Raw genomic sequence first — 21,122 nt, forward strand, 5'->3', positions numbered from 1 at the left:
GGTGTCAGCCGAGCTGGCCGCGGACCGCGCCGCCGGGGAACTCGGCGGTGTGCACGTTGGTGTAGAAGCCCGCCGGGTTCGCCGTCATCTCCGCGACGATCTCGGGCTTGATGCCCTCGACGGTGCCGGACAGGCCGGTGATGGACTGCGGGAGCCCCTTGTCGGCCGCCCACAACGGCGCGACGACGTCCCCGTTCCGGCCCGTCGGCGCCTTGTGCACGTGGCCCAGGGTGGGAGGCGCGACGCCCTTCCAACTAAAGGCGTAGTCAACGCAGTTGCCCCATGGGCGAATGGCGGTCACGGCCCGGCCGTCTTGGTCGTTGATCGCCTTGTTGTCCTTGTTCGGGACCTCCTGCGCGCCGTTCGCGTTCACCGTGAGCGTGCCCTCGGGCTTGCCGGTCTTCAGCACGGCGTTCATGTCGACGGGGTTGTCCAGTTTGGTGAGTTGGCCGCGCACCGCGCCGCCGGGGAACTCGCCGGTGTGCAGGTTGAAGTACCAGTTGCCGGGGTTGTTCCGGATGCGGTCGAGCAGGCCCGGGTCGGCGACCGCGACACTGCCGGTGGTGGCGGTGGCGCCGTCGGGCAGCGGCGACGCGAAGAACGGGACCACGACGGCGCCGTTCGCGCCCTTGACGCCCTGGTGGATGTGTGCGGCCGAAGGCGCGGCGATCTTCTCCCACTTGACGGAGAACGCCATCTGGTTGCCCTGGATGCGCACGTACGCGGTGGCCTTGCCGTCCTGGTCGCCGACCGCCTTGCCGTCGGTGCCGGGGACTTCCTCGGCACCGGTGAGGTTCGCGACGAAGAACGCCGCGTCGCCGTCGGCGGGTTCCGCCGCACCGGTGTCCTTGGCCTGGTCGGCCGGCGCCGGGGGTTGTCCGGAGGTGCCCGGATCATGGCCCGAACCGTGCCCGGCGTCCGGCGACGTCGTGGCCGGCGCGTCGCCCGCACCCGCAGGGGCGTTCTGAGGCGCGTTGGCGGGCGGCGTGGTGGACTTCGCGTCGTCGTCCGACGCCCCACAAGCCGTCAAACCGGTCATAAGGACCGCGGTGAGCATGGCTGCGGGCAGCGTGAACCTGCGAACGGACATGGTGGACCCCCATGGCGGAGTTGCCAGATTGACTCGATGTCTTGTCGCGCCTCAGTACGGGGCCGCCCCGTCGCCGGGTTCAAACGGGCGATAACTTTTTTCGGGCACCTGCCGGGGCCTCCCACCCAGCGTCCGCGCACGGCACAGCCGTTCGGGTGGACGCACTGGGCCGTACGGGTGGACGCGATTGCGGCGCGCGGAAGCGAACCGATGGGGTCGAGGGTGAAGGGCCGTGTGGGAGCCCGGAGTTCTCCCCGGCATGCCCGGAACGGCCCTCGGAAGACTGCTGGAGGCAGCCATGCGTACCGCGACCACCGCCGAATTGACCGCCAACGGGACGACCGTCAACCGGACGACCGCCAACGAGACCATCGGCACCCGGACGACCGCCATGCGTCTGCGCGCGACCCGCGCCGACGCCGCACGGACGACCACCGCCCGCGCACGCACTGCGGTACGCCGGATCAGCGGCGCCCTCGCGGCATTTGCCCTCGCCGCGGCCGCCCTCGTCGCCGGCCCCGGCAGCGCGGCGGCGGCCTCGAGAGAGGGCGCACCCGCGGACGGCCGCGTACAGAAGTCGGGCCTGTGCCCGGAAGGGTACGTCTGCCTCTTCCCGGGCGGCATCGCCGCACCCGAGCCCTACCTCATCCCGGAGTGCGGCAGCGAGTACTTCAGGTCCCCGTACATCACCTCGTCCGTCGAGAACCGCACCAACGCCATCGTGTGGGTCACGACCGCCGACGGGGCCGCGACGTGGATCCCGCCGCACGGCAGCCTGACGCTGTGGCCGGTCGCGCCCGTCGACTCGGTCGTCTCGCAGTGCTTCGTACCGCTGCCGTTCTAGCCTGCCGTTCCGGCCCGGACCCAGTCAGGACCCGGCCCGCCGTCGCGGGCCCACCCGACCGGTCAGACGCGGCGGCGGCGTTCGCGACGCGGGTACGCCTTCGCCGTCTCCGCCAGCCGCCTGGCGTGCTCGGCCTGGCGCTGCCAGTGCCCGTACAGGTCGCCGCGCGCGGCCAGTTCGTCGAAGCGGCGGATGGTGGCCGGCGCCACCACCGCCGGTTCGGCGTCCCGCCACGGCGTCCCGGGCAGCGGCATGAACGTGTGCGCGTGGATGCGCGCGCCCAGGCCGGTCAACTCGTCGGCGAGCGCCAACGACGCGTCGGCGTCCGCCTCCCGCTCGCCCGGCATCCCGAAGATGAAGTCGACGTTGGGCCGGAACCCCTCCTGCACCGCGATCCGCACCGCGTCGCGCACCGGCTGCACGCCGTGCCCGCGCTTCGCGGCGGCCAGGATCCGGTCCGAACCGGACTGCGCGCCGATGATGATGTTGTCGTTGGAGACGTACCGCTTCAGCAGCCGCATCGCCTCGACGGTCACGTGCTCGGGCCGGATCTCGGACGGGAACGACCCGAAGAACAACCGCCCGTGCGGCAGCATCTCCTCCCGGCACCCGGCCAACAACTCCTCGACGGCGTCCAGGTCAGGCGTCTCGTCCTGCGTCCCGTACGACAGGCACGTCGGCGTGATGAACCGCACGTCCTTGAGCCCGCGCTCCGACATCTCGCGCACGTGCCACCGCACGTTCTCCACGCTCCGGTGCCGGAAGCGCGCACTGAACGCGAACGGCGTCTGGCAGAAGCGGCAGCTGTAGATGCAGCCCCGGGTGATCTCGATGGGGCCGAAGCGGTGCAGGCCGAGGGCGAAGGAGGGGGTGTCGTCGAGCGCGCCGCGTACGGAGGTTCCGGTGCGCAGCGCGGTGCCGTCGGTGTCGCGCAGGGCGAGGCCGGGGACGCCGGTGAGGGGTTCGCCGCGGCCGAGTGCGGCGACCAGGGACACGAAGGTGGCCTCGCCCTCGCCGATGGCGGCGAGGTCCCAGCCGGCGTCGAGGATCTGCTGCGGTTCGGCGGTCGCATGCACGCCGCCTGCCACGTGCACGACGCGCGGATCGTCGACCGCGGTGCGGACTTCGGCGAGTTCGGCGGCCATCGCCTCGGCGTCGGGGGAGTAGAACGACCACGGAACCAGGACGCGGGTGGCGCCGGCGTCGAGGGCCGTGCGGACCAGTTCGGCGGTCTCCGCGGCTGTGCGGCCGAGCCACACCTCGTGCGCCACCTCGGGCGGGTTCGCCTCCAGCGCGCCCAGCAGCGCGTGCATGCCGTACGTCACGGCCTTGCGGTAGCGCACCACCACGGCGACGTCGGGCGGACGCCGGGTCTGGGCGGGCAGGTGGAGCGGGGGAAGGTCGTACGCGGGCATGCCGTCACGGTACCGGCCCGGGACCGGTGTCCCCGGCGAGTGCCAGGATGCGGGCATGACCGCACCTGCGGGGGACGGCCGGGAAGACATCGAGGAGGCGGAAGTGCGGGACGACGTGCGCGGTGCGGAGCTGCCGGACCAGGGGCGCGAACTGCTGGCGGTCTCGGTGCGCAGCGAGGACGGGACCACGGTCGACTGGCCGAGCGTCCCGGGGCTGTACCGGCTCCTCGACCGGATCGGGGCGGAGGGCGACACGTTCCTGGTCGTCGAGCGGATCCCGGACGACGAGCAGTACTACGTGCAGACGCGGCGCGACGAGGGGGAGCCGTACGTCGTCGAGTACCGCGAGGGTTCGGCCAAGACGCACTTCCAGGCCGACGTCGAGTCGACCGCGGACGTGCTCGCGGTCTTCGTGGGCTGGGCGCGCGGCGAGGAAGGTTGGAAGGGCGCCCACAACTGGCGTCGCCTCCGGCTGTGACGCGACATGGTGCCGCGGCTTCGTGGCGCGGCTTCGTGGCGCGGCGTTGTGAGGCGGACGCGGCGGCGGCACCTCGTTAGGGTGGCGGGACAACCGTCGCGTCAGGAGGTTTGTCCGTGATCGTCGCGTTTTCCGTTACTCCGCTGGGCATCGGTGAGGACGTCGGTGAGGCCGTCGCCGAAGCCGTGCGGGTGGTCCGCGCGAGCGGGTTGCCGAATCGTACCGATGCGATGTTCACGAGCGTCGAGGGCGAGTGGGACGAGGTCATGGCGGTCGTGAAGGACGCCGTCGACGCGGTCCGCGCGCGCAGCGGGCGGGTCAGCATGACGCTCAAGGCCGACATCCGCGACGGCGTGACCGACGGGCTGACGAAGAAGGTCGAGACCGTCGAGCGCTACCTCGCGGCGCACCCGGACGGCCCGACGGCATAGTCGCCTGCGGCCTGAATCCGGCCAAGGCCCGACCTTCCTGAACCCGGTCGTCGAAAGCCCGGTCGTCGAGGGCCTGGTTGTCGAGGGCCCGGTCGTCGAAGACCTGGCCGCCCGTGGCGTGAGTACGGGGCGGGACCGGGTTCCAAGCCCGGTCCCGCCCCCGTACTCCGGGCGGTCTACCCGGCGGTCAGCCGCCGCTCTTGCGCTGGAAGGTGCGCTGCTGCGCGGCCGGGCCGTGGGCGCCGCCGTGCACCTTGGGGTGGTCGTCGGGACCGACGTCGACCGAGTCCGTCTTCACCCCGCGCTTGCGGTCCAGTGCCTCGCGGAACTTGCGCTTGACGTCGTCGTTCGCGCCGCCCGCCGCCTCGGCGGGGGTGTCCGCGCTCTGCTCTTCGGTCTTCGCGTCAGTCTTGTCGTCAGCCATGGAGCCCTCCTTGCCGGTACGGCGCCCACCGGGCACCGGTACTGCCGAACGCCCCCAGCCAACCACGGACCGCGCGATCCGGCTCGCAACCCGCCGCTTCGCCGCGCTCCGCGGACGGTCGGACCTTGCTCTGTCTGCCGTACGCGCGAGGGAGGATTCGCCGGCGGGTCGAAACGTGGCCAACCCTCTGCCTCTACTCGAAGTCGGTGCCCTCCTTGGAGACTTCCTCGACTGTCCAGGCGTCGCAGAGGGGAACGCCCAGCCGTTCGTGCGCGGTGCGTTGCGCCGCCAGCGCCTCCGCGAGCGACTCCTGCCCGCCGCCGAGCAGCGCGGCGATCATCCGTGGCGGCGCGAGCAGGCGCCGCCACGTGACCCCGGTCGCGGGATCGACCCCGGCCGGGCCGAGCGACGCCAGGCGGGCGGCGATGCGCACGCGGGCACTGGGCACGCCCCGGTACATCAGTCCCTGGTGGTCGTGCAGGTAGCCGACGTGCACGGAGTCCGCCAGGACCGCGCCGGCTTCCTCGTACGCCTCCCGCCGCAGCGTCGCGAGCGCGTCGGCGTCCTCGGGCTCGACGGTGCCGCCCGGCATGTTGAGGCCGCCGTCGGGTGCCGCGAGCACCAGCGCGCGCCCGTCGGGGGCGAACAGCCAGCCCCACGACTGGCCGACCGGCAGCCCGTCCGGCACCGGCTCGTCCGCGTGCCAGGTCCACGGACCGCCGATCCGCAGCCACTCCCGCACGCCGAGCGCGCGGCGCAGCGGCACGTTGTGGTGGTCGGCGGCGGCCAACGGGACCAGCGCGGACGTGCCGGGGACGTGCGCGACGGCGGTGCCCGGCTCCTGGAAGTGCAACGCGTACGGGCGGCCTTCGGCGATCGCGTCCAGCCCCGCGCGCACGTACGCGACCATGCCGCCCGGCACCGAGTCGAGGTCGTCGAGGTCGGCCCACATCAGCTCGCTGTGCTTGTGCGGCTCGGCGTTGTACGGGCGGCCGGTGGCCCGGGTCAGCCCGACGGCGCGGAAGAACCAGCCGGTGCGGGCCTTGGCCGTGGCACGCGGGCCGCGGTGCTGCATCACCAGTTCGCAGCGCAGGAGTTCGGGGGTCAGCGCCACCCCGGTCTCCTCGTGCGTCTCGCGTACGGCCGCCGTGACGACGTCCTCGCCGTCCTCGACGTGGCCGGAGGGGAGCGTCCACAGGCCCGGTCCGTACTCGGCGTCCGGTCCGCGGCGCAGCAGCAGGACGCGGCCGTCGTCGACTATCAGGACGTGGACGTCGGTCGCCCCCAGGAACCGCGCATTGCCGCCGGCCATCGGCCACCCCCGTCGTTCAGGCCCCCGCTCGGTCGCCGGGCCGTGTGCCCACCAGTCTGCCGGGCTCGACCGCCGAAGGTGTTCCCGGCGTTGCCGGGGGTCCGCCGGGCGTTGCCGAGGCCGGCACACCACGCGGGCGGCTGCGGTCAGATCGAGGGTGCGGGGAGCCGTACCGTGAACCGGGCGCCGCGGGCGCCGTCCGGCCGGTCGCCGGCCTCGACCGTGCCGCCGTGCCGTTCCGTGATGGTCCGGACGATCGCCAGCCCGAGACCGGTGCCGCCCGAACGCGCGGCCGGCCGCGCACCAGAAGGTCGGCCCGTGCCCGAAGGTCGGCCGCTGCCCGGCTCGGCACTTCCGCCGCCGGAAACTCCCGCCGAACCGTCCCTGGCCCGGGACCGGGCGCTGTCGGCGCGGGTGAACCGCTCGAACAGGTACGGGCGGAACTCCGGTGGCACGCCCGGTCCGTCGTCCTCCACGACCAGGGTCACCGTCCGGGCATCGGCGGTCAGCGACACCGTCACGACGCCATCGGCATGCCGCTCGGCGTTGTCGAGCAAGTTGCGGACCACACGCGTCAGGTCGTCGCGCGAACCGCGTACGGGGGCCGCCGACACCCGCGACGTGTCGACGCGTACCGCGGTCACCGACCGCAGCCGCGCGGCCTCCTCGAGCACCACGTCGTCCAGGTCGAACAGCGAGGTACGCGGCGGTGGCCCGCCCTCGTCCTCGCGTGCCAGGAACAGCAGGTCCCTGACCAGACGTTCCATCGCGAGGTCGGCGTCCAGCAGGCCGCGCGCGGTGGCGGGCCAGTCCGTCGCGTCCGGATGCGCGAGCGCGACCTCCAACTGCGCCCGGAAGGACGCCAGCGGGGTCTGGAGTTCGTGTGAGGCGTCCGCGACGAACGCCCGCTGCCGGTCGCCGGCGTGTTCCAGCCGGGCGAGCATTGCGTTCATCGTGCGGGCGAGGCGTCCGATCTCGTCGTTCGCCGGCGGCACCGGTACGCGGCGGTCGAGCGCGTGTTCGGAGATGTCGGCGACCTCGGCTCGGATGGCCTCGACCGGGCGCAGCGAGCGGCCCACGATGAACCAGGTGGTGAGGGTCAGGACGACCAGCAGGGGTGGCAGGCCGGCGAGGAGCGTCAGGCGTACGGTGCCCACCGGCTCGGTGACCCGGTCCAGGTTGCTCGCCACGTAGACCGTGCGTCCGCCGTCCCCCGCGGCCTGCGCGGCGACGCGGTACGTCTCGGCGTCGCCGTCCTCGTCGTGGCCGCGGAGGGTGCGCAGATCGGGGTCGTCCTCGTCGCGGGAGCCGTCGGATTCGCCCGAGTCCCCGGGGTCCCCGGAGTCCCGAGAACCCCCGGAGTCGTCGGAGCCGGTTGAGCCCGCGGAGTCGTCGGATTCTCCGGAGCCGCTCAGGAAGAGCGGGAACGGCGGGGAAGCCGCGGTGAATTCGTCCGACGACGCGGCGACGATGCGGCCGTCCGCGGACACGACCAGCGCGATGTCCTCGTCCCCGGCGGTGTCCAGTTCGGTGTCGGGGGCGATGCCCGGCGCGACGGTGGCGAGGTCCCGGGCGCGGTCGCCGAGCGCACGGTCGAGGCCGTCCCGCAACGACGACTCCAGGATGGCCAGCAGGCCGAACGCGCCCACCGCGAGCGCCACGGCGACGACAAGCGAGGCGGCGGCGGTGGCCCGGCCCCGGACGGTGCGCGGCAGCATGTCAGCTCCCGCCGTCGGTGGCGGGGGAGTCGTCGTCGAGCCGGTAGCCGACGCCGCGCACGGTGCGCAGCGAGTTGCGGCCGAAAGGGGCGTCGATGCGCAGCCGGAGCTGGCGTACGTAGACCTCCACGATGTTCGGATCGCCGTCGTACGCGAAGTCCCACACGCCGTCGAGGATCGTCGCCTTGGACAGCACCTCGCCCGCCCGCGTCATCAGCAGCTCCAGCAGCGCGAACTGGCGCGGTGTCAGGTCGATCGGCCGGTCGCCGCGCGCGACACGGTGCGCGGCGGGGTCTAGGGTCAGGTCGCCGACCTGGAGGACGAGCGGGCGCGTGCGGCGGCCGCGGCGCAGCAGGGCGCGCAGCCGGGCCACGAGCACGACGTACGAGAAGGGCTTGGACAGGTAGTCGTCGGCGCCCGCGTCGAGTGCGCGGGCCTCGTCGAGTTCGCCGTCCTTCGCGGTGAGCATCAGGACGGGCACCCAGTTGTCGGCGGCGCGCAGGCGTGCGCACAGGGTGCCGCCGTCCAGCCCGGGGAGCATGATGTCGAGGACCAGGGCGTCGTACGGGTTCTCCGTCGCCAGCCACAGCCCGTCCGTCCCGTCGGATGCGACGTCGACGGCGAAGCCCTCGTGTTCGAGACCGCGTTTGAGGGCCAGGGCCAGGTCCGTGTCGTCTTCGACCACCAGGATGCGCACACCCCAACGGTGTCACGCCGCACCTGAACGGGAGCTGAATGCGGGCCGCCGCCGCGTGGCGGCGACTTGGTGGGACTCGGCCGTACGGGTGAACCCGGGCGGCGGCGTTCAGCGGGCCTTCAGGATCGCCGTCGCACGATGGCGGCAGCCGTGGGTGCCGGAAGGGTGGCCGCGGAATCCGTGAGGAGGCAGGACGACATGCGCAGGAAGCTGGTGATCGGCGCCGCGGCACTCGCGTTGGCCGGAGGGGCGACCGCCGGGACGTTTGCGGTCGCGTCCGCGTCCGAGGACGACGACAAGCCGGTGGCGGCCGCGGACGCGGACGCCGCACGGGCCGCCGCCGTGCAGGCCGCCGGGGCGGGAAGCGTCGCGGGCGAGGTCGAGCGCGAGGACGACCGCGAGGACGACGGCGCGGTGTGGGAGGTCGACGTCACCCGGACCGACGGGACCCGGGCCGAGGTACGCCTCGACGCGGGCTTCAAGGTCCTGGTGGTCGCACCGGACGACCAGGACGACGGCCCTGACGGCGCCACCGACGACGACCACGACGACGACGGCCCGGACGACGGCCCGGACGACGGCCCTGACGACGACGGCCCCGACGACGACGGCCCCGACGACGACTGAGCCGTCGCCCGGCGCGCACACCCGGCCGCGTACGCCGGGACAGGCGACCGGCTGCGCGGCGGGGGCGGGGCCCGGCTTCCGCTCCCGCCGCGCAAACCAACTGATCAGCCGCAAAAGGCCGTTCGCTGCGGCGCTCGCCTCCGGAATCTGCCATTCTGCGTGCGTGACCGTCATAGCAGGCAAGATCCTCGAAGACCGCATCGTCATCGCCGCGGACTCGCAGGTGACTTGGGGCCAGGCGAAGACCGAGGGCACGAAGCTCTACAAAATCGGCGAGAACCTGGTCTTCGGCGGCTCGGGCCACCTGCGGGACGTCAACCTCATGCGCCTCTTCCTCGACACCCACATGCCGGCCTCCGCGGACGAGCGCGACGTCCTGGAGTTCTACGCCGAGTACATCGAGTGGGCGAAGCGGAAGATGAGCGGCTTCGAGGCGCACTCGTCGTTCCTTTTCGGATTCGACGGCAAGTTGTTCGAGATCGACTCCGACTTCGACGTCACCTATGCCGACTTCGCCGCCATCGGCTCCGGCTGGGAGTACGCACGCGCCGCGCTGCACCTGGGCCATTCGCCGCAAGAGGCGGTCCAGGTCGCATGCGACCTCACCATCTTCTGCGCGCCGCCCGTCACCGAGTTCAGCATCACGCGCCAGACCGCCGAAGGCGCCTGACGCCGGGCTGCGTACGGCGGTTCAGCCCGCGGTGCCGGGCGCACCCGGGGCCTGCGCAGTGTCCGCGGCCCGCGCAGCCTCAGCGGGCTCTGCGGCCCCAGCGGCCTCCGCGGTGTCCGCGACGGTTCGCAGCGCCGTGTCGACGATCTCGTCCAGCCGTCCGCCGTGCGAGCCGTGCCAGTAGACGCGACGGCACGCCGTGCAGCGCGCGAACCTGTCGAAGGACGCGAGCGTACGCGGCTCCACGTCGTCGACGACCGACTCCTTGGTGACCGCGGCCAGCGGGCCGTTGCAGGACGTGCAGCGCGTCCACGGCGCCAGGTCCGGGGCGAACCGGCGCAGCAGGTCGTCGAGTTGGGCGTCCGGCCGGGTGCCGCGCACATACGCCCCGAACCACAGATTGCGGCGGCGCAGCAGGCCGCGGTCCTGCGTCAGCAGCACGCGGCGCTCGGCGTTGGCCTGTTCGACCAGCACCGGGTCGTCGCAGTCGTTGTGGTAGGCCGTGTCGAGCCCGACCAGTCGCATGCGGCGGCCCAGCGCGCCGAGGTGTACGTCCAGGAGGAAGCGCAGCCCGGGGCCGGGGACTTGCTGCGGCCGGGCGACCGCGTACACCTCGACCGCCTCGCCGCCCTGTGGACGGTACGCCGCGTCCGCCCGCGCCCCGTCCACCACCAGCCACCCGACCTCCGGCAGCGGCACGCCCGCCGATTCGACCACATGGCCGAGCGTCGAATCGTCGGCGACCGCCGCGGTCACACACCCCGCACGGAGCCGGGGCGGCAGAAACCGGTGCAGGTCGTCGGCGAGGGTGAGCGTGACGGTGGGCGCGGCAGATGCGACGTTCGGCCCGCCGAGGGGGTCAGATCCGGACATGCCGTCAGCATGGCATCGGCGCGCTCCCGAGGCCGGGAATTTTCCGCCCGAGGGCCCGTGTGCGGCGCCGGCCACGCGCCCGCGCGACGCTCACCCGATCTCCACGGTCCGGGCCCAATCGGGCGGGGAATCGGGGACGTAGTCCGGGTCGTTCTCGGTCATGGACGCAGTCCGGGAGGATCGCGGGCGCGGGAAGAGGCCGACGACCGTCCGGCACGGCGGCCGGCTCTCCGGCCACGGTGTCTGGCCGTCCGTGAGCACCACGACGACGTCCGGCCGGGGGCGGCCGCGAAGCGCCTTGGCGAAGCCGGTGCGCAGGTCCGTCCCGCCGCCGCCGACCAGTGGGATGTCCTCGGCGCGGCACAGCTGGCTCACGGACTGGGCCGCGGCGTCGCACGAGAGCACGGTGACGAGGTCCCGGCGCCCGCCGACCGCCCGCGAGATGGCCGCGACCTCCTGGAGCGCGCTGCCGAGTTCGGCGTCGCTGACCGAGCCGGAGGTGTCGATGACCACCGAAACCCGGGGCGGCATACGCCGGAGGCTGGGCAGGACGGCGCCCGGCACCACCGGCGAGCGGCGCGACGGACGGCCGTACGTGTAGTCCTCGCCCGCACCGCCCGCACCGCCCGCGGACGCCGCCGAGCGGACCGCCGCCCCGAGCAACTCCCGCCACGGCTGCGGTGGTTGGAAGGCCTCCTCGGCCCACCGGCGCCAGCCCGCCGGAGCGTCCCCCGGCCGGCCCTTGATGCCCTCGGCCACCCGGAACCGCACCGCGTCGCGCTCCTGCTCGCTGAGACCGTACGCACCGTCCGCCCCGAGGTCCCAGTGGCGTTCCAGCCCGTCGGCGCCGCTGCCGCATTCCAGCCAGGTGAAGTCCTGGGTCAGCGGCCCGAGGCTGAACTGCCGCAGGTAGTCCTCCATGAGTTCGCCCTCGGGCAGCTCCAAGTGCCGTGGGTGGAGGGCGCCTTCCGGCCACACCAGACCGTCGCCGTACACGTCGTCGTTGATCTCGCAGTCGGCGGCGATGTTCATGCGCAGCCGGTCGCCGGGTCCGGTCAGCCCGCGTTCGCGCGCGACCCGGTCGCTGCGCCCGTGGTGGTCGCGCAGTAGGTGGGACACCTCGTGCACCCACACGGCGGCCAGGTCCTCGACCGGCATCCGGGCCACGAACGCCGGTGAGACGTAACACCGCCAGAACCGGTCGACCGCCATCGTCGGCACATGCCGGGATTCCACCGGATGCAGGGCGAACAGCGCGGTCGCGAGGTAGGGGCGGACTCGGGCGGCGTGCAGGCGCGCGGCGAACAGCTTGTCGCGGTCCAGGGCCCGCGGCTCCTCCGCGGCCGTCACCGTCGGGGTCGTCGCCGATGCAGCCGGGGTCGTCGTCGGGGTTGTGGTCATCGGCCCACCTTCCGGGACGCCGAGGCCGACGTACGCTCCGCGGCCCGATCCGCGCGGCGGGACAGCGCGACGACGCCGGTGAGCCGCCCGATCGTGTCCGGGACGTCCCAGTCCTCCCGGCGCAGTGACGCGAGCGTGGTCGCCGGAACGACCACGAGGTCCGGCGCGCCGGTCGCCAGCGCCCGGGCCAGCAGCGCCCACGCCGCGTCCCAGCGGGACTTGTCGGGCCGGTTGCGCACCGCCTGCACCACCCCGTCGAGCACCACCTGCCGCAGATCGCCGCGTTCGGGCAGCGGGGCGGTGTCCGGGTCGGCGAGCAGCAGTTCGGGGTCCGGCAGGTCCATGCGGTCGATGTGGGCGAGCAGTTCGAGCCCCGGACCGTCGCCGACGGTACCCCTGACGAGCTGGGAGAGCACGTCGCGGGACGCGTCCGCCGCCGTGGCGAACGCGATCAGCGCCAACGTCATCTCCCAACTGCGGGGCGACGGCCACGGACCGCCGCGCCGCGTCTCGGTGGTGGGCAGCCGGTGGACGAGCGTGGGGCGGGCGGTCAGCAGGCCGCAGACGGCGCGGCGCGCGAACTCCACCGCCTGCGGCAGCTTCGCGGGGTCCAGCCGCGGCAGCGTCGCGAGGGGCCAGATGCCGCCGAGGCCGCGTACGACCACCTCGTGCTCGTGGGTCCACTGCAGGTGGACGAAGCGGTTCGCCAGGGGCGGGCTCAGCTCCCAGCCGTCGGCGGCCGACGACCGGGGGTTGGCGGCCGCCACGATCCGCACGCCGGGCGGCAGTTGCAGGGCACCGATACGCCGTTCCAGCACGAGGCGGAGCAGGGCGGCCTGGACCGCGGGTGGTGCGGTGGACAGTTCGTCGAGGAACAGCAGTCCGCGCCCGGCCTCGACCAGGCGTACGGCCCAGTCCGGCGGCGCCATCGGCACGCCCTGCCGCGCCGGGTCGTCGCCGACAATCGGCAGGCCCGAGAAGTCGGAGGGCTCGTGCACGCTGGCGATGACCGTGGTGAGGGGCAGGTCCAGGGTGGCGGCGAGCTGCGTCAGGGCCGCGGTCTTGCCGATGCCCGGCTCGCCCCACAGCAGTACGGGCAGGTCGGCGGCGACGGCAAGGGTCAGGGCCTCCAGTTGGCCGTTGGGCCGCGGCTCGGTGGCGGTGTCGCGGAGCATGGCCAGCAACTCACCGGCGGTCTCCAGGTCGGAGGCGGATGCGGAAGCGGAGGCAGGCGCCGGAACGGGCGCGGGGCCGGCCGCCGCGGCGGTTTCGGGCATGGCGGGCCGCGTGAATGCGAGCATGTGGGATCACCTTTGGGGTTCGTGGTTGATGGCGTGGACCAGGGCCGGGCGTCCGACGGCCGGTCAGAACGGAATCCGGCGAAGTTGCCGTCAGCGGACGGAGGTACGGCGTCCGCGCGAGCCGCGGGTGCCCGGGCGGACGGGCCTGGGACAGAGCAGCGGCGGAGTGCGGCCGATCAGCCCGGCCCGGAACAGCCCGTACGTGATCCGCCCCCGCGCGGCGGCCTCCAGACTGTCCAGCAGCGCACCGTCGCGCAGCACCGCCTCGGCCCCCAACAGGTCCTCGACGACCGCCAGGGCACCGGAGCTGTCGCCGTGGTGGAGGCGTTCGCGGACACCTGTGAGGCAGTCCGGACGCCGGTGCGCCGCGTCGATCGCCTGGAGGCAGGGCACCGGGGTTCCGGTCAGGGCGGCGAGCAGTTCCTCGCGCCGGATCTCGTCGGGATCGTGGTCCAGGGCGGTGAGGACGCCGTCGACCAGCCCGATCCGATGCCGCGCGCCCCGGCAGTCCACGAAGCGGGGGTGCCCCGGGTCGCGTACGGTCCGGGTGGTGTCCGACGAGTAGCCGGGGATCAGCGCCTCCGCCACCAGCGGGTGCAGCCGGTCCGCGTCGATCGCGCCGGCGCGCAGGAGTTCCAGGTCGGGCAGGACCCAGGTGGCCGCGTCGGGAAGCACCGGCAGCGCGGGACCCCGCCCAGAGGCGGACGCTCTCGCGAGCCGAAGTCCCGGCAGCCGTACGCCGTTGCCGACGTCACTGTCCCAGTGGCCGGTGCCGTCGCCCGGGTCGGTGTCCGGTTCGACGATCAGCCGGTGCCGGGCTCCGAGCCGGACGAGGACGGCTCCCGGGGGACGGCCGTCGGCCCGCAGCAGGATCTCGGCCTCGGCGGCCCATCGGTCGACGGCACACGGCTGGTCCTGCGGCACCAGGTCCAGGAGGTCCGACGCCGAACCGGTCGGGGCGGCGCCGGCCGACCGGTCCGCCCACGGCGGCGGATCCGCGGGACCCGCCTGTCCCGCCGGACCGGCCTGCCGCGCCTGCCCCGCAGAACCCGCCGAACCCGCAGAACCCGCGGGACCCGCGGGACCGGCACCCGAGCGGACACCCAGTTCGTGCGACCGTCGCGCGTCCCACAGGTGCCGGTGCAGGTCGAGGCGGAACCGCCGGTGCGGATGGGGATGCGGATACAGGTACGCGCCGGACGCGCGGTCCGACCCGTCCCACAACGCGAGGCTGATCCGCTGCCCGGCGGCCGCCCAGCCGGGCGGAGTGCGAACCACCAGGTGTACGCCGCGCGTTCGGCGACCGGAGTCGGTCCCGTAGCGGGCCAGGGAGATGGTCAGGCCGGGCCGTAGCAGCCCGTCCGGTGCGATGCGCGGCATGTGCCAGCGCAGCAGATCGGGGGCGAGATGGCGCAGGTCGGCGCGTACCCGGGCGGCGAGTTCGTGCCCGTGGTCGCGGGCGAGCGCACGGAGGTTCAGGTCGACGTCGATGCCCGCGGTGGCGCACGCACCGGCCCAATCGCCGCAAAGGCGGCGGGCGGTCGCGGACTCGATCATGGGGGGCGGCACGGCGAACTCGCGCACGCGCGGCCAGAAGGAAAGCCGGGAATCCCCGTTCGCGATGTGAGTGTGCATCAGCACTCACCTTGCGCGGACGGGACCCCCATTCTCACAACGAATTGAGTGGTCATCACGAATGACCATAGCGCCCCGGACCCCGTCCGGCCAGGAACTCCCGCCCCGCGTCATGTCGGGCACCTCCGTGCGACGACCGTTTGGGAGGTTTCCGTACGGGCGCTCGGTCGGTCCCGCGGCGTCTCCGGGGTGCTGCGTGTGGATGACACGGAAGTGATGGCCGTGACCAGCACGCCGGCCCTGTCGTTGCTTCCGCATGCGGCCCCAACTGGCGCCGCAGTCTGGACCGATGAAACGGAGAAGTTTCGTGGCGATCATGAAGAAGGCGACGATTGTCTCGGCCGGTGCCGCGGCCCTCGTGCTCGCGGGCGGCGGCGCGGCGTTCGCGGGTTCCGACGCGGACGGCGCGGCCGTCGGCTCGCCCGGCGTGCTGTCCGGCAACCTGATCCAGGTTCCGGTGCACGTGCCGGTCAACGTGTGCGGCAACACGGTCAGCGTCATCGGCCTCCTGAACCCGGCGTTCGGCAACGTGTGCGCCAACGTGGACGGCGACGACGCCAAGCCCGGCGTGACGCCCCCCATGGCCCCGGGCCACCACGGCGGTCACGGCGGCCACGGCGGCAACTGGTAGCCGACCCCGCGACAACGCGCCGCGCCGGTGCCCGGCCCTCCACTCCCGGGCACCGGCGCGTCACACGTCACCGGCGGTCAGCCGGCCGGCGGCCCGCACAGGTCGGCAGGTTCCGACTTCAGGCACGTGTTGGCCGCATAGGTGTTGCCGACGCCCCGCGGATCCCGCTGGGCCAGGTCGGCGGGGGCGTTGCGCAGCAGCGTGTTGCCCGTGACCTCCTGATGGGAGGTGCCGCCGCCGCTGAAGCTGGGGACCATCACGATGCCGCCGGACATCGGGGAGTCACCGCTGTGGTCCACGACGGTGTTGGCGTGGATGCGTACGCCCTCGGTGCCGGTCAGGACGATGCCGGAGCCCTGGATGTGGGCGATCCGCTCGTTGCCCGGGCAGAAGCGGTTGTTGGCCGCGATCGTGTTGCCGACGATGTCGAGGTCGCCAGCGACCGGGCGGGTCTCGTCGCCGACCACGAAGACCCCGGCGCAGTTGGCCGTGAGCCGGTTCCCGGTCACGGTGACGTGCCGGGCCCGGCGCAGATGCACGCCGATGCGGTTGTCCGCCGCGCTGTTGCCGACGATTGAGGTGCCGCTCCCGTCGGGCTCGTCGCCCACGAACACCCCGGACTGCCCGTTGGAATCCGTCATGTTGCCGACGAACCGGCCGCGGACCGAGAACTCCTGGCCGACGCCGTGCTCGCCGTTGCGGTGGGCGCGCACGCCGGCGACGGAGAGGCCGTCCGCGTGCAGGCCCTTCACACCCGTCTTGCGGAACCCGGTCACGGTCAGCGACTCGACGCCGACTCCGACGACCGGCTTCTGCGCGGTGCCGAACACGCACACTCCGAAGCCGCCCGTCGCGCAGGCGCCCGCACCGGCCGGGTCGTTCGGGTCGGCCGGTGCGATGACTGCCTCGCCCTCGCGCGGGCCGCGCAGGGTGATCCCGTCCTTCGCGATCAGCACACTGCCGCGATAGGTGCCCGCCGCGAGTTCGACGACCTCGCCCGGCGCCGCGGCGTCGACCGCGGCCTGCACGGACTCGCCGGGCGCGACCGTACGCACGGCAGGTGTCGCCCCGTCACGAGGTCCGGCGGCTTCCGCGGACCCGGCCGCCAGGACCACGAGCACGGACGCGGCGGCTACAACACCGCGGGTTGCGCGTCCTGACCGTTCGGTGATGCTTCGTCGCTGCTGACCCATGGTGCCAAGCCCGCCTTTGCGTACTGTGTCGAATGCGAAAGCCATTGCGGCTGAGGGAGATCGGGGGAGACGTCGGACCCTTCGTCGCCGCGGACAATCGCGTCGACAAGGGTCGTGGTGTGCGTGGCCGCGCCGAAGGCCGGGTGGTCGATGATGCGGCGCAGGAACGGGATCGTGGTGCGGACCCCGCCCCCCTCCACCCGGAACTCGTCGAGGGCTCGGGCGGCACGCGCCCGGGCCGCCTCGCGGTCCGGTGCCCAGGCGATCACCTTGGCCAGGAGCGAGTCGTAGTCGGGGCCGATCCGCCAGCCCGCGAAGGCGTGCGTGTCGACGCGTACGAACGGGCCGCCGGGCGCCACGAATTCCTCGAGCGTCCCGGGCGTGGGCACGAAGTCGTTCTCGGGGTCCTCGGCGTTGACGCGGCACTCGATCGCGGCCCCCCGGATCACCACGTCGTCCTGACGCATCGTCAGCGGTGCCCCGGCGGCGATGCGCAACTGCTCGTGCACCAGGTCGATCCCGGTGACCATCTCGGTCACCGGATGCTCCACCTGGAGACGGCAGTTCACCTCCATGAGGTGGAACTCCTGGGCGGCCGAGACGACGAACTCGAAGGTGCCCGCCCCCACATAGCCGACCGCCTTGGCGCCTTGCAGCGCCGCGTCGCACATCGCGTCGCGTACGCCCGGATCGAGACCGGCCGCCGGTGCCTCCTCGATCAGCTTCTGGTGCCGCCGTTGCACCGAGCAGTCGCGCTCGCCCAGGTGGATGGCCCCGCCGTGCATGTCGCACAGCACCTGGACCTCGATATGTCGGGCGTTGTCGACGAACTTCTCCATGTAGACGCGCTCGTCGCCGAACACCGCGCGGGCCTGAGCCCGGGTCTCGCCGTATGCCCGGGCCAACGCGCCCGGTTCGCGCACCACGCGCATGCCCCGGCCGCCACCGCCCGCGACGGCCTTGAGGATGACCGGGAAGCCGATCCGGTCGGCGATCTCGGCCGCCTGGCCCGGCGAGGACAGCGCGCCGCAACTGCCGGGCAGCACCGGCAGGCCCGCGTCGGCCATCGCCGCGCGCGCCGCGGCCTTGTCGCCGAGGCGCTGCATGACCTCGGGCGGGGGACCGATGAAGGTGATGCCGTGCGCCGCGCAGACCTCGGCGAAGTCCGGGTCCTCGGAGAGGAACCCGTAGCCCGGGTGGATGGCGTCGGCCCCGACCGCCCGGGCGGCCTCGATGATCGCGGGGATGCTGAGGTAGCTGGACTTCGCCGGCGGCGGCCCGATGTGCACGGCGGCGTCGGCGCAGCGCACGGCGGCCGAGTCCCGGTCCGCGGTCGAATAGACCGCGACGCTGCGGATGCCCGCCTCGCGGCAGGCGCGGACGACACGCAGCGCGATCTCGCCCCGATTGGCGACCAGAACCGTGGAGAACATGCGCCTCACCCGCTGCCGACGGGTTCGAGGGCGATCAACGGCTGGTCGTACTCGACCGGTTCGGCGTCGCCCGCCACCATGTCGACGACGCGTCCGGTGACTTCGGCGGTGATGGGGTTCATCATCTTCATCACCTCCAGGATCCCGATCGTCTGGCCGGGCCGGACGATGTCGCCGACGCCGACGAACGGCCGCGCTCCCGCGTCCGGCGAGTGGTAGAACGTGCCGACCATCGGCGCCCGGACGAACAACGCGGCGGCCTCCGGCACCGCGGCCGGACCCCCGGCCGGCGTGGCCGGGCACGCGGCGACGGACGCGATGACGGTCGCGGCGGACGAAGCGGCGTGGGACGCGGTGTGGGCGGCGGGCGACGCCGAGGAGATCGCGGCGGGTGCCGGAGCCTCCCGCAGGACCGCGGTGCCGTTCGCGGTAACCGTCACCGGGGCCGCGGACTCCCCGGGGAGCCAGTCGATCTCGATCACGGTGTCCCCGGCCTGCAGGCGGAAGCGCCTCGGCACCCGGGAAACGACCTCGTTGCCGGCGCCGTTCGCGCCGCCCTCACACTCGATGCTCATCAGTGCCCTCCTGGATACGTGTCCCCGGCGCCGGCGCCCGCCACCGCGGGCGACGCGCCGAACTTCCGGTAGCGGTCGCGGCGTTCCCGGATCCGCCGGTCGTGGTCGCGGTGCCGCAGCTCGGTGAGGACCGGCACCAGGGCGGCACGCATGAGGTCGGCGGCGGTCTCCGGGTCGGTGTGGGCGCCGCCCGCCGGCTCGGGCACGATTTCGTCCACTACGCCCAGCCGCAGCAGGTCGGACGCCCGCAGCCGCAATGCCTCGGCCGCCGTAGGGGCGGCGTCTTGGTCCTTCCACAGGATGGCCGCGCACCCCTCCGGACTGATGACGGAGTAGACGGCGTGTTCGCAGATCAGGACGCGGTCGGCGACCGCCAGCGCGAGAGCGCCGCCGCTGCCGCCCTCGCCGGTGACCACGCTCACGACGGGCACCGGCAGCCGCGACATCAGGCGCAGGTTCTCGGCGATCGCGACCGCCTGCCCGCCGCGCTCGGCGTCCAGGTCGGGATTGGCCCCCGGGGTGTCGACGAGCGTCACGACGGGGATCTTCAGCTTCGCGGCCAGGTTCATCAGCCGCGCGGCCTTGCGGAAGCCCGCGGGGGTGGCCATCCCGAAGTGCCGGCGGCGGCGTTCCTGGAGGTCCGATCCGCCCTTGTGGTGGCCGATCAGCACGACCGGCTGCCCCGCGAGGAGTCCCACGCCGCCGACGACCGCCGGGCAGTCGGCGCCGATGCGGTCGCCGTGCAGTTCCTCGAAGCCCTCCAGCAGACGGCCGGCGTAGTCGAGGGCCGAGGGCCGTTCGGGGTGCCGGGCGCGGCGTACCACGTCCCACGCGGCGCCACCCGCCGCCGCGCCCTCGCCGCCGGACGGCTCCGACCGGAGAGCGGCCCGCGGGTACGGCTCGACGCGCTGCCGCCAGGTCCCCTGGTCGGCGTCCGGGTCGACCTCGGCGCTGTTCGCGGGGTCCGCCACGTCCAGCAAGTGCCCGAGCATGCGCCGCAGTTGGTCCCGGGGGACGACCGCGTCGACCATGCCGTGCGCCAACAGGAACTCGGCGCTCTGGAACCCCTCCGGCAGCCGCTCGCCGATGGTCTGCTCGATCACGCGCGGTCCCGCGAACCCCATGCGGGCACCCGGCTCGATGAGGATCACGTCCGCGAGCGTCGCGAACGACGCGGCGACCCCGCCGTACGTCGGGTCGGTCGCCAGCGTGACCACCAGGATCCCGGCCTCGTCGAGTTCGGCGAGAGCCTGCGCGGTCTTGGCCATCTGCATGAGCGACAGCGCGCCCTCCTGCATGCGCGCGCCGCCCGAGGCGGTGACGATCAGCAGCGGCACGCGCTCGCGCAGGCTCTCCTCGGCGGCCCGGGTGACCAGCGCCCCGACGGCGCAGCCGAGGCTGCCGCCGAGGAACCGGAAGTCCATGACCGCGACGACCACCGGATGGCCGGCGATGGTGGCCCGGACCGCGAGCGCCGCGTCGGGCATCCCGGTCGCCGCCTGCGCCTCGGCCAACCTGTCGGGGTACGGCCGCGAGTCGGTGAAGCCCAGCGGGTCGTGCGGGGCGGGCCCGGTCTCGAGCGGGATCCGCAGGCCGGGGTCGAGAAGCTGGTCGAGCCGCTGCCGGGCGGTCAGCCGGGCGTGCGCACCGCAGCCGGGGCACACCTGCAGGGCACGGGCGAAGCGCTTGCCGTACACGAGGTCGCAGCACTCGGTGCACCGCACCCAGTCGGCCGCCGCGGTCGCCGCGGGCCCTGCGTCCGGCGCGTGCGGCCGGTTGTCGATGTCGACCACGGGTTCCTCCGAGAGTCGGTGGGTCGGGGCGTCGCGGACTCAGCCGTTGCGCGGCCGCTCCCACCGGTAGAACTCGTGGGCCATGGCGTCCTTGGGACCACGCCAGGTGGCCGGGTCGTACGCGCTGACGTGGGCCGAGAGCCGGTCGCTGATGGCCATGAACTCCGGGTGGCCGGCCACCTCGGCGACGCCCGCCGCCGGAGGACGGTCCGCCTCGATCAGGTGCAGGTACAGGTCGTCGCCGAACCGGAACAGGCTGCGTCCGGTGACGCCGACGAGACCGGGCAGCTCACCGCGGTCGGACGCGGCGAAGATGTCCGCGACGTCGTCGGCGGCTCCCGGGCGCATGCGGGCGACGATGAGGCTTCGGTACGTGGTCACGAGAGGTCCTTCGCTTCGGATCGGGCGTCGGGATCGGATCGGCCGTCCGGATCGGATCGGCCGTCCGGATCGGGCCGGGCGTCGGGATCGGATCGGAGCGGCGGCAGGGCCCGTGGACCGGTCGGGGGGCGCCGCGGCCTACCCCCCCGGCCGCGCGCGCGAAGGACGCCCCCGCCGAGACGCCCCAACCCAGAGGGCGC

At 73.6% G+C, this 21,122-nt stretch carries 21 protein-coding genes; 6 read left to right on the plus strand and 15 right to left on the minus strand.

From position 1 onward, the window contains the following. Positions 1 to 4: 4 nt before the first annotated feature. Complete coding sequence (locus ACWD12_RS18955) at positions 5 to 1,090, minus strand: CHRD domain-containing protein (RefSeq protein ID WP_450100473.1); 1,086 nt, start codon at positions 1,088 to 1,090, stop codon at positions 5 to 7. 298 nt (positions 1,091 to 1,388) lie between these two features. On the opposite strand from ACWD12_RS18955, the gene ACWD12_RS18960 reads away from it, so the two are divergent. Further along, positions 1,389 to 1,934 (plus strand): hypothetical protein, encoded by a 546-nt coding sequence (locus tag ACWD12_RS18960; RefSeq protein WP_450100474.1) that lies wholly within the window; start codon positions 1,389 to 1,391, stop codon positions 1,932 to 1,934. Between the two features lie 62 nt (positions 1,935 to 1,996). Here ACWD12_RS18960 and ACWD12_RS18965 read toward each other — a convergent pair whose 3' ends face one another. Beyond that, positions 1,997 to 3,349 carry a TIGR04013 family B12-binding domain/radical SAM domain-containing protein gene (locus ACWD12_RS18965; protein WP_450100475.1) on the minus strand — a complete coding sequence of 451 codons (1,353 nt, stop codon included), beginning with the start codon at positions 3,347 to 3,349 and terminating at the stop codon, positions 1,997 to 1,999. A 55-nt stretch (positions 3,350 to 3,404) separates the two neighbouring features. Here ACWD12_RS18965 and ACWD12_RS18970 point away from each other — a divergent pair, with 55 nt between their 5' ends. Together ACWD12_RS18970 and ACWD12_RS18975 are read left to right on the plus strand one after the other, a co-directional pair. Further along, positions 3,405 to 3,827: a hypothetical protein gene (locus ACWD12_RS18970; protein ID WP_450100476.1), complete on the plus strand. Its 423-nt coding sequence runs from the start codon at positions 3,405 to 3,407 to the stop codon at positions 3,825 to 3,827. Positions 3,828 to 3,943: 116 nt separating this feature from the next. Continuing rightward, entirely contained in the window at positions 3,944 to 4,258 is a 315-nt protein-coding gene (locus tag ACWD12_RS18975) for an MTH1187 family thiamine-binding protein (protein ID WP_358353378.1), read from the plus strand. Between the two features lie 187 nt (positions 4,259 to 4,445). Here ACWD12_RS18975 and ACWD12_RS18980 read toward each other — a convergent pair whose 3' ends face one another. From ACWD12_RS18980 to ACWD12_RS18995, 4 genes are all read right to left on the minus strand, one after another. Further along, a complete protein-coding gene (locus ACWD12_RS18980; protein WP_450100477.1) occupies positions 4,446 to 4,682 on the minus strand; it encodes a DUF5302 domain-containing protein in 237 nt (78 codons plus the stop codon). A gap of 193 nt (positions 4,683 to 4,875) precedes the next feature. Then, the gene (locus ACWD12_RS18985) at positions 4,876 to 5,994 is read right to left on the minus strand and encodes an NUDIX domain-containing protein (RefSeq protein ID WP_450100478.1); all 1,119 of its coding nucleotides are present in this window, start codon (positions 5,992 to 5,994) and stop codon (positions 4,876 to 4,878) included. A gap of 146 nt (positions 5,995 to 6,140) precedes the next feature. Further along, positions 6,141 to 7,712, minus strand: a complete 1,572-nt coding sequence (locus ACWD12_RS18990) for a sensor histidine kinase (RefSeq protein WP_450100479.1) — start codon at positions 7,710 to 7,712, stop codon at positions 6,141 to 6,143. 1 nt (position 7,713) lies between these two features. Continuing rightward, on the minus strand, positions 7,714 to 8,409 hold the full coding sequence (locus tag ACWD12_RS18995; RefSeq protein WP_450100480.1) for a response regulator transcription factor: 696 nt from the start codon (positions 8,407 to 8,409) through the stop codon (positions 7,714 to 7,716). A 198-nt stretch (positions 8,410 to 8,607) separates the two neighbouring features. Here ACWD12_RS18995 and ACWD12_RS19000 point away from each other — a divergent pair, with 198 nt between their 5' ends. Both ACWD12_RS19000 and ACWD12_RS19005 read left to right on the plus strand, forming a co-directional pair. Then, on the plus strand, positions 8,608 to 9,036 hold the full coding sequence (locus tag ACWD12_RS19000; RefSeq protein WP_450100481.1) for a PepSY domain-containing protein: 429 nt from the start codon (positions 8,608 to 8,610) through the stop codon (positions 9,034 to 9,036). Positions 9,037 to 9,199: 163 nt separating this feature from the next. Beyond that, positions 9,200 to 9,706 (plus strand): Ntn hydrolase family protein, encoded by a 507-nt coding sequence (locus ACWD12_RS19005; protein ID WP_358353366.1) that lies wholly within the window; start codon positions 9,200 to 9,202, stop codon positions 9,704 to 9,706. A 21-nt stretch (positions 9,707 to 9,727) separates the two neighbouring features. Here the strand turns inward: ACWD12_RS19005 and ACWD12_RS19010 are convergent, their stop codons facing one another. From ACWD12_RS19010 to ACWD12_RS19025, 4 genes are all read right to left on the minus strand, one after another. Next, the gene (locus ACWD12_RS19010; protein WP_450100482.1) at positions 9,728 to 10,579 is read right to left on the minus strand and encodes a Mut7-C RNAse domain-containing protein; all 852 of its coding nucleotides are present in this window, start codon (positions 10,577 to 10,579) and stop codon (positions 9,728 to 9,730) included. 90 nt (positions 10,580 to 10,669) lie between these two features. Further along, complete coding sequence (locus ACWD12_RS19015) at positions 10,670 to 11,980, minus strand: vWA domain-containing protein (protein WP_450100483.1); 1,311 nt, start codon at positions 11,978 to 11,980, stop codon at positions 10,670 to 10,672. Then, positions 11,977 to 13,281, minus strand: a complete 1,305-nt coding sequence (locus tag ACWD12_RS19020) for an AAA family ATPase (RefSeq protein WP_450100484.1) — start codon at positions 13,279 to 13,281, stop codon at positions 11,977 to 11,979. The genes ACWD12_RS19015 and ACWD12_RS19020 overlap by 4 nt, the downstream gene beginning before the upstream one ends. Before the next feature lie 90 nt (positions 13,282 to 13,371). Next, the gene (locus tag ACWD12_RS19025; protein WP_450100485.1) at positions 13,372 to 14,916 is read right to left on the minus strand and encodes a hypothetical protein; all 1,545 of its coding nucleotides are present in this window, start codon (positions 14,914 to 14,916) and stop codon (positions 13,372 to 13,374) included. Between the two features lie 289 nt (positions 14,917 to 15,205). On the opposite strand from ACWD12_RS19025, the gene ACWD12_RS19030 reads away from it, so the two are divergent. Beyond that, complete coding sequence (locus tag ACWD12_RS19030) at positions 15,206 to 15,547, plus strand: chaplin (RefSeq protein ID WP_358353358.1); 342 nt, start codon at positions 15,206 to 15,208, stop codon at positions 15,545 to 15,547. Positions 15,548 to 15,624: 77 nt separating this feature from the next. Here the strand turns inward: ACWD12_RS19030 and ACWD12_RS19035 are convergent, their stop codons facing one another. The 5 genes from ACWD12_RS19035 to ACWD12_RS19055 are packed head-to-tail and all read right to left on the minus strand — an operon-like array spanning position 15,625 to position 20,922. Continuing rightward, positions 15,625 to 16,668 carry a right-handed parallel beta-helix repeat-containing protein gene (locus ACWD12_RS19035; RefSeq protein ID WP_450100486.1) on the minus strand — a complete coding sequence of 348 codons (1,044 nt, stop codon included), beginning with the start codon at positions 16,666 to 16,668 and terminating at the stop codon, positions 15,625 to 15,627. 11 nt (positions 16,669 to 16,679) lie between these two features. Then, positions 16,680 to 18,173: an acetyl-CoA carboxylase biotin carboxylase subunit gene (locus tag ACWD12_RS19040; RefSeq protein WP_450100487.1), complete on the minus strand. Its 1,494-nt coding sequence runs from the start codon at positions 18,171 to 18,173 to the stop codon at positions 16,680 to 16,682. A 5-nt stretch (positions 18,174 to 18,178) separates the two neighbouring features. Continuing rightward, positions 18,179 to 18,748, minus strand: coding sequence for an acetyl-CoA carboxylase biotin carboxyl carrier protein (locus tag ACWD12_RS19045; protein WP_450100488.1), 570 nt, complete (start codon positions 18,746 to 18,748; stop codon positions 18,179 to 18,181). Beyond that, entirely contained in the window at positions 18,748 to 20,541 is a 1,794-nt protein-coding gene (gene accD, locus ACWD12_RS19050; protein ID WP_450100489.1) for an acetyl-CoA carboxylase, carboxyltransferase subunit beta, read from the minus strand. The genes ACWD12_RS19045 and accD overlap by 1 nt, the downstream gene beginning before the upstream one ends. 39 nt (positions 20,542 to 20,580) lie before the next feature. Next, positions 20,581 to 20,922 (minus strand): TcmI family type II polyketide cyclase, encoded by a 342-nt coding sequence (locus ACWD12_RS19055; RefSeq protein ID WP_358353350.1) that lies wholly within the window; start codon positions 20,920 to 20,922, stop codon positions 20,581 to 20,583. Between the last annotated feature and the right edge of the window lie 200 nt (positions 20,923 to 21,122).

Source organism: Streptodolium elevatio, assembly GCF_053592165.1.

Excerpts from the sequence above, each read along its gene's own strand:
- ACWD12_RS18955 (WP_450100473.1), bottom strand. The coding sequence starts at position 1,090 with ATGTCCGTTCGCAGGTTCACGCTGCCCGCAGCCATGCTCACCGCGGTC.
- ACWD12_RS18960 (WP_450100474.1), top strand. The coding sequence starts at position 1,389 with ATGCGTACCGCGACCACCGCCGAATTGACCGCCAACGGGACGACCGTC.
- ACWD12_RS18965 (WP_450100475.1), bottom strand. The coding sequence starts at position 3,349 with ATGCCCGCGTACGACCTTCCCCCGCTCCACCTGCCCGCCCAGACCCGG.
- ACWD12_RS18970 (WP_450100476.1), top strand. The coding sequence starts at position 3,405 with ATGACCGCACCTGCGGGGGACGGCCGGGAAGACATCGAGGAGGCGGAA.
- ACWD12_RS18980 (WP_450100477.1), bottom strand. The coding sequence starts at position 4,682 with ATGGCTGACGACAAGACTGACGCGAAGACCGAAGAGCAGAGCGCGGAC.
- ACWD12_RS18985 (WP_450100478.1), bottom strand. The coding sequence starts at position 5,994 with ATGGCCGGCGGCAATGCGCGGTTCCTGGGGGCGACCGACGTCCACGTC.
- ACWD12_RS18990 (WP_450100479.1), bottom strand. The coding sequence starts at position 7,712 with ATGCTGCCGCGCACCGTCCGGGGCCGGGCCACCGCCGCCGCCTCGCTT.
- ACWD12_RS19000 (WP_450100481.1), top strand. The coding sequence starts at position 8,608 with ATGCGCAGGAAGCTGGTGATCGGCGCCGCGGCACTCGCGTTGGCCGGA.
- ACWD12_RS19010 (WP_450100482.1), bottom strand. The coding sequence starts at position 10,579 with ATGTCCGGATCTGACCCCCTCGGCGGGCCGAACGTCGCATCTGCCGCG.
- ACWD12_RS19015 (WP_450100483.1), bottom strand. The coding sequence starts at position 11,980 with ATGACCACAACCCCGACGACGACCCCGGCTGCATCGGCGACGACCCCG.
- ACWD12_RS19020 (WP_450100484.1), bottom strand. The coding sequence starts at position 13,281 with ATGCTCGCATTCACGCGGCCCGCCATGCCCGAAACCGCCGCGGCGGCC.
- ACWD12_RS19025 (WP_450100485.1), bottom strand. The coding sequence starts at position 14,916 with ATGCACACTCACATCGCGAACGGGGATTCCCGGCTTTCCTTCTGGCCG.
- ACWD12_RS19030 (WP_358353358.1), top strand. The coding sequence starts at position 15,206 with ATGAAACGGAGAAGTTTCGTGGCGATCATGAAGAAGGCGACGATTGTC.
- ACWD12_RS19040 (WP_450100487.1), bottom strand. The coding sequence starts at position 18,173 with ATGTTCTCCACGGTTCTGGTCGCCAATCGGGGCGAGATCGCGCTGCGT.
- ACWD12_RS19045 (WP_450100488.1), bottom strand. The coding sequence starts at position 18,748 with ATGAGCATCGAGTGTGAGGGCGGCGCGAACGGCGCCGGCAACGAGGTC.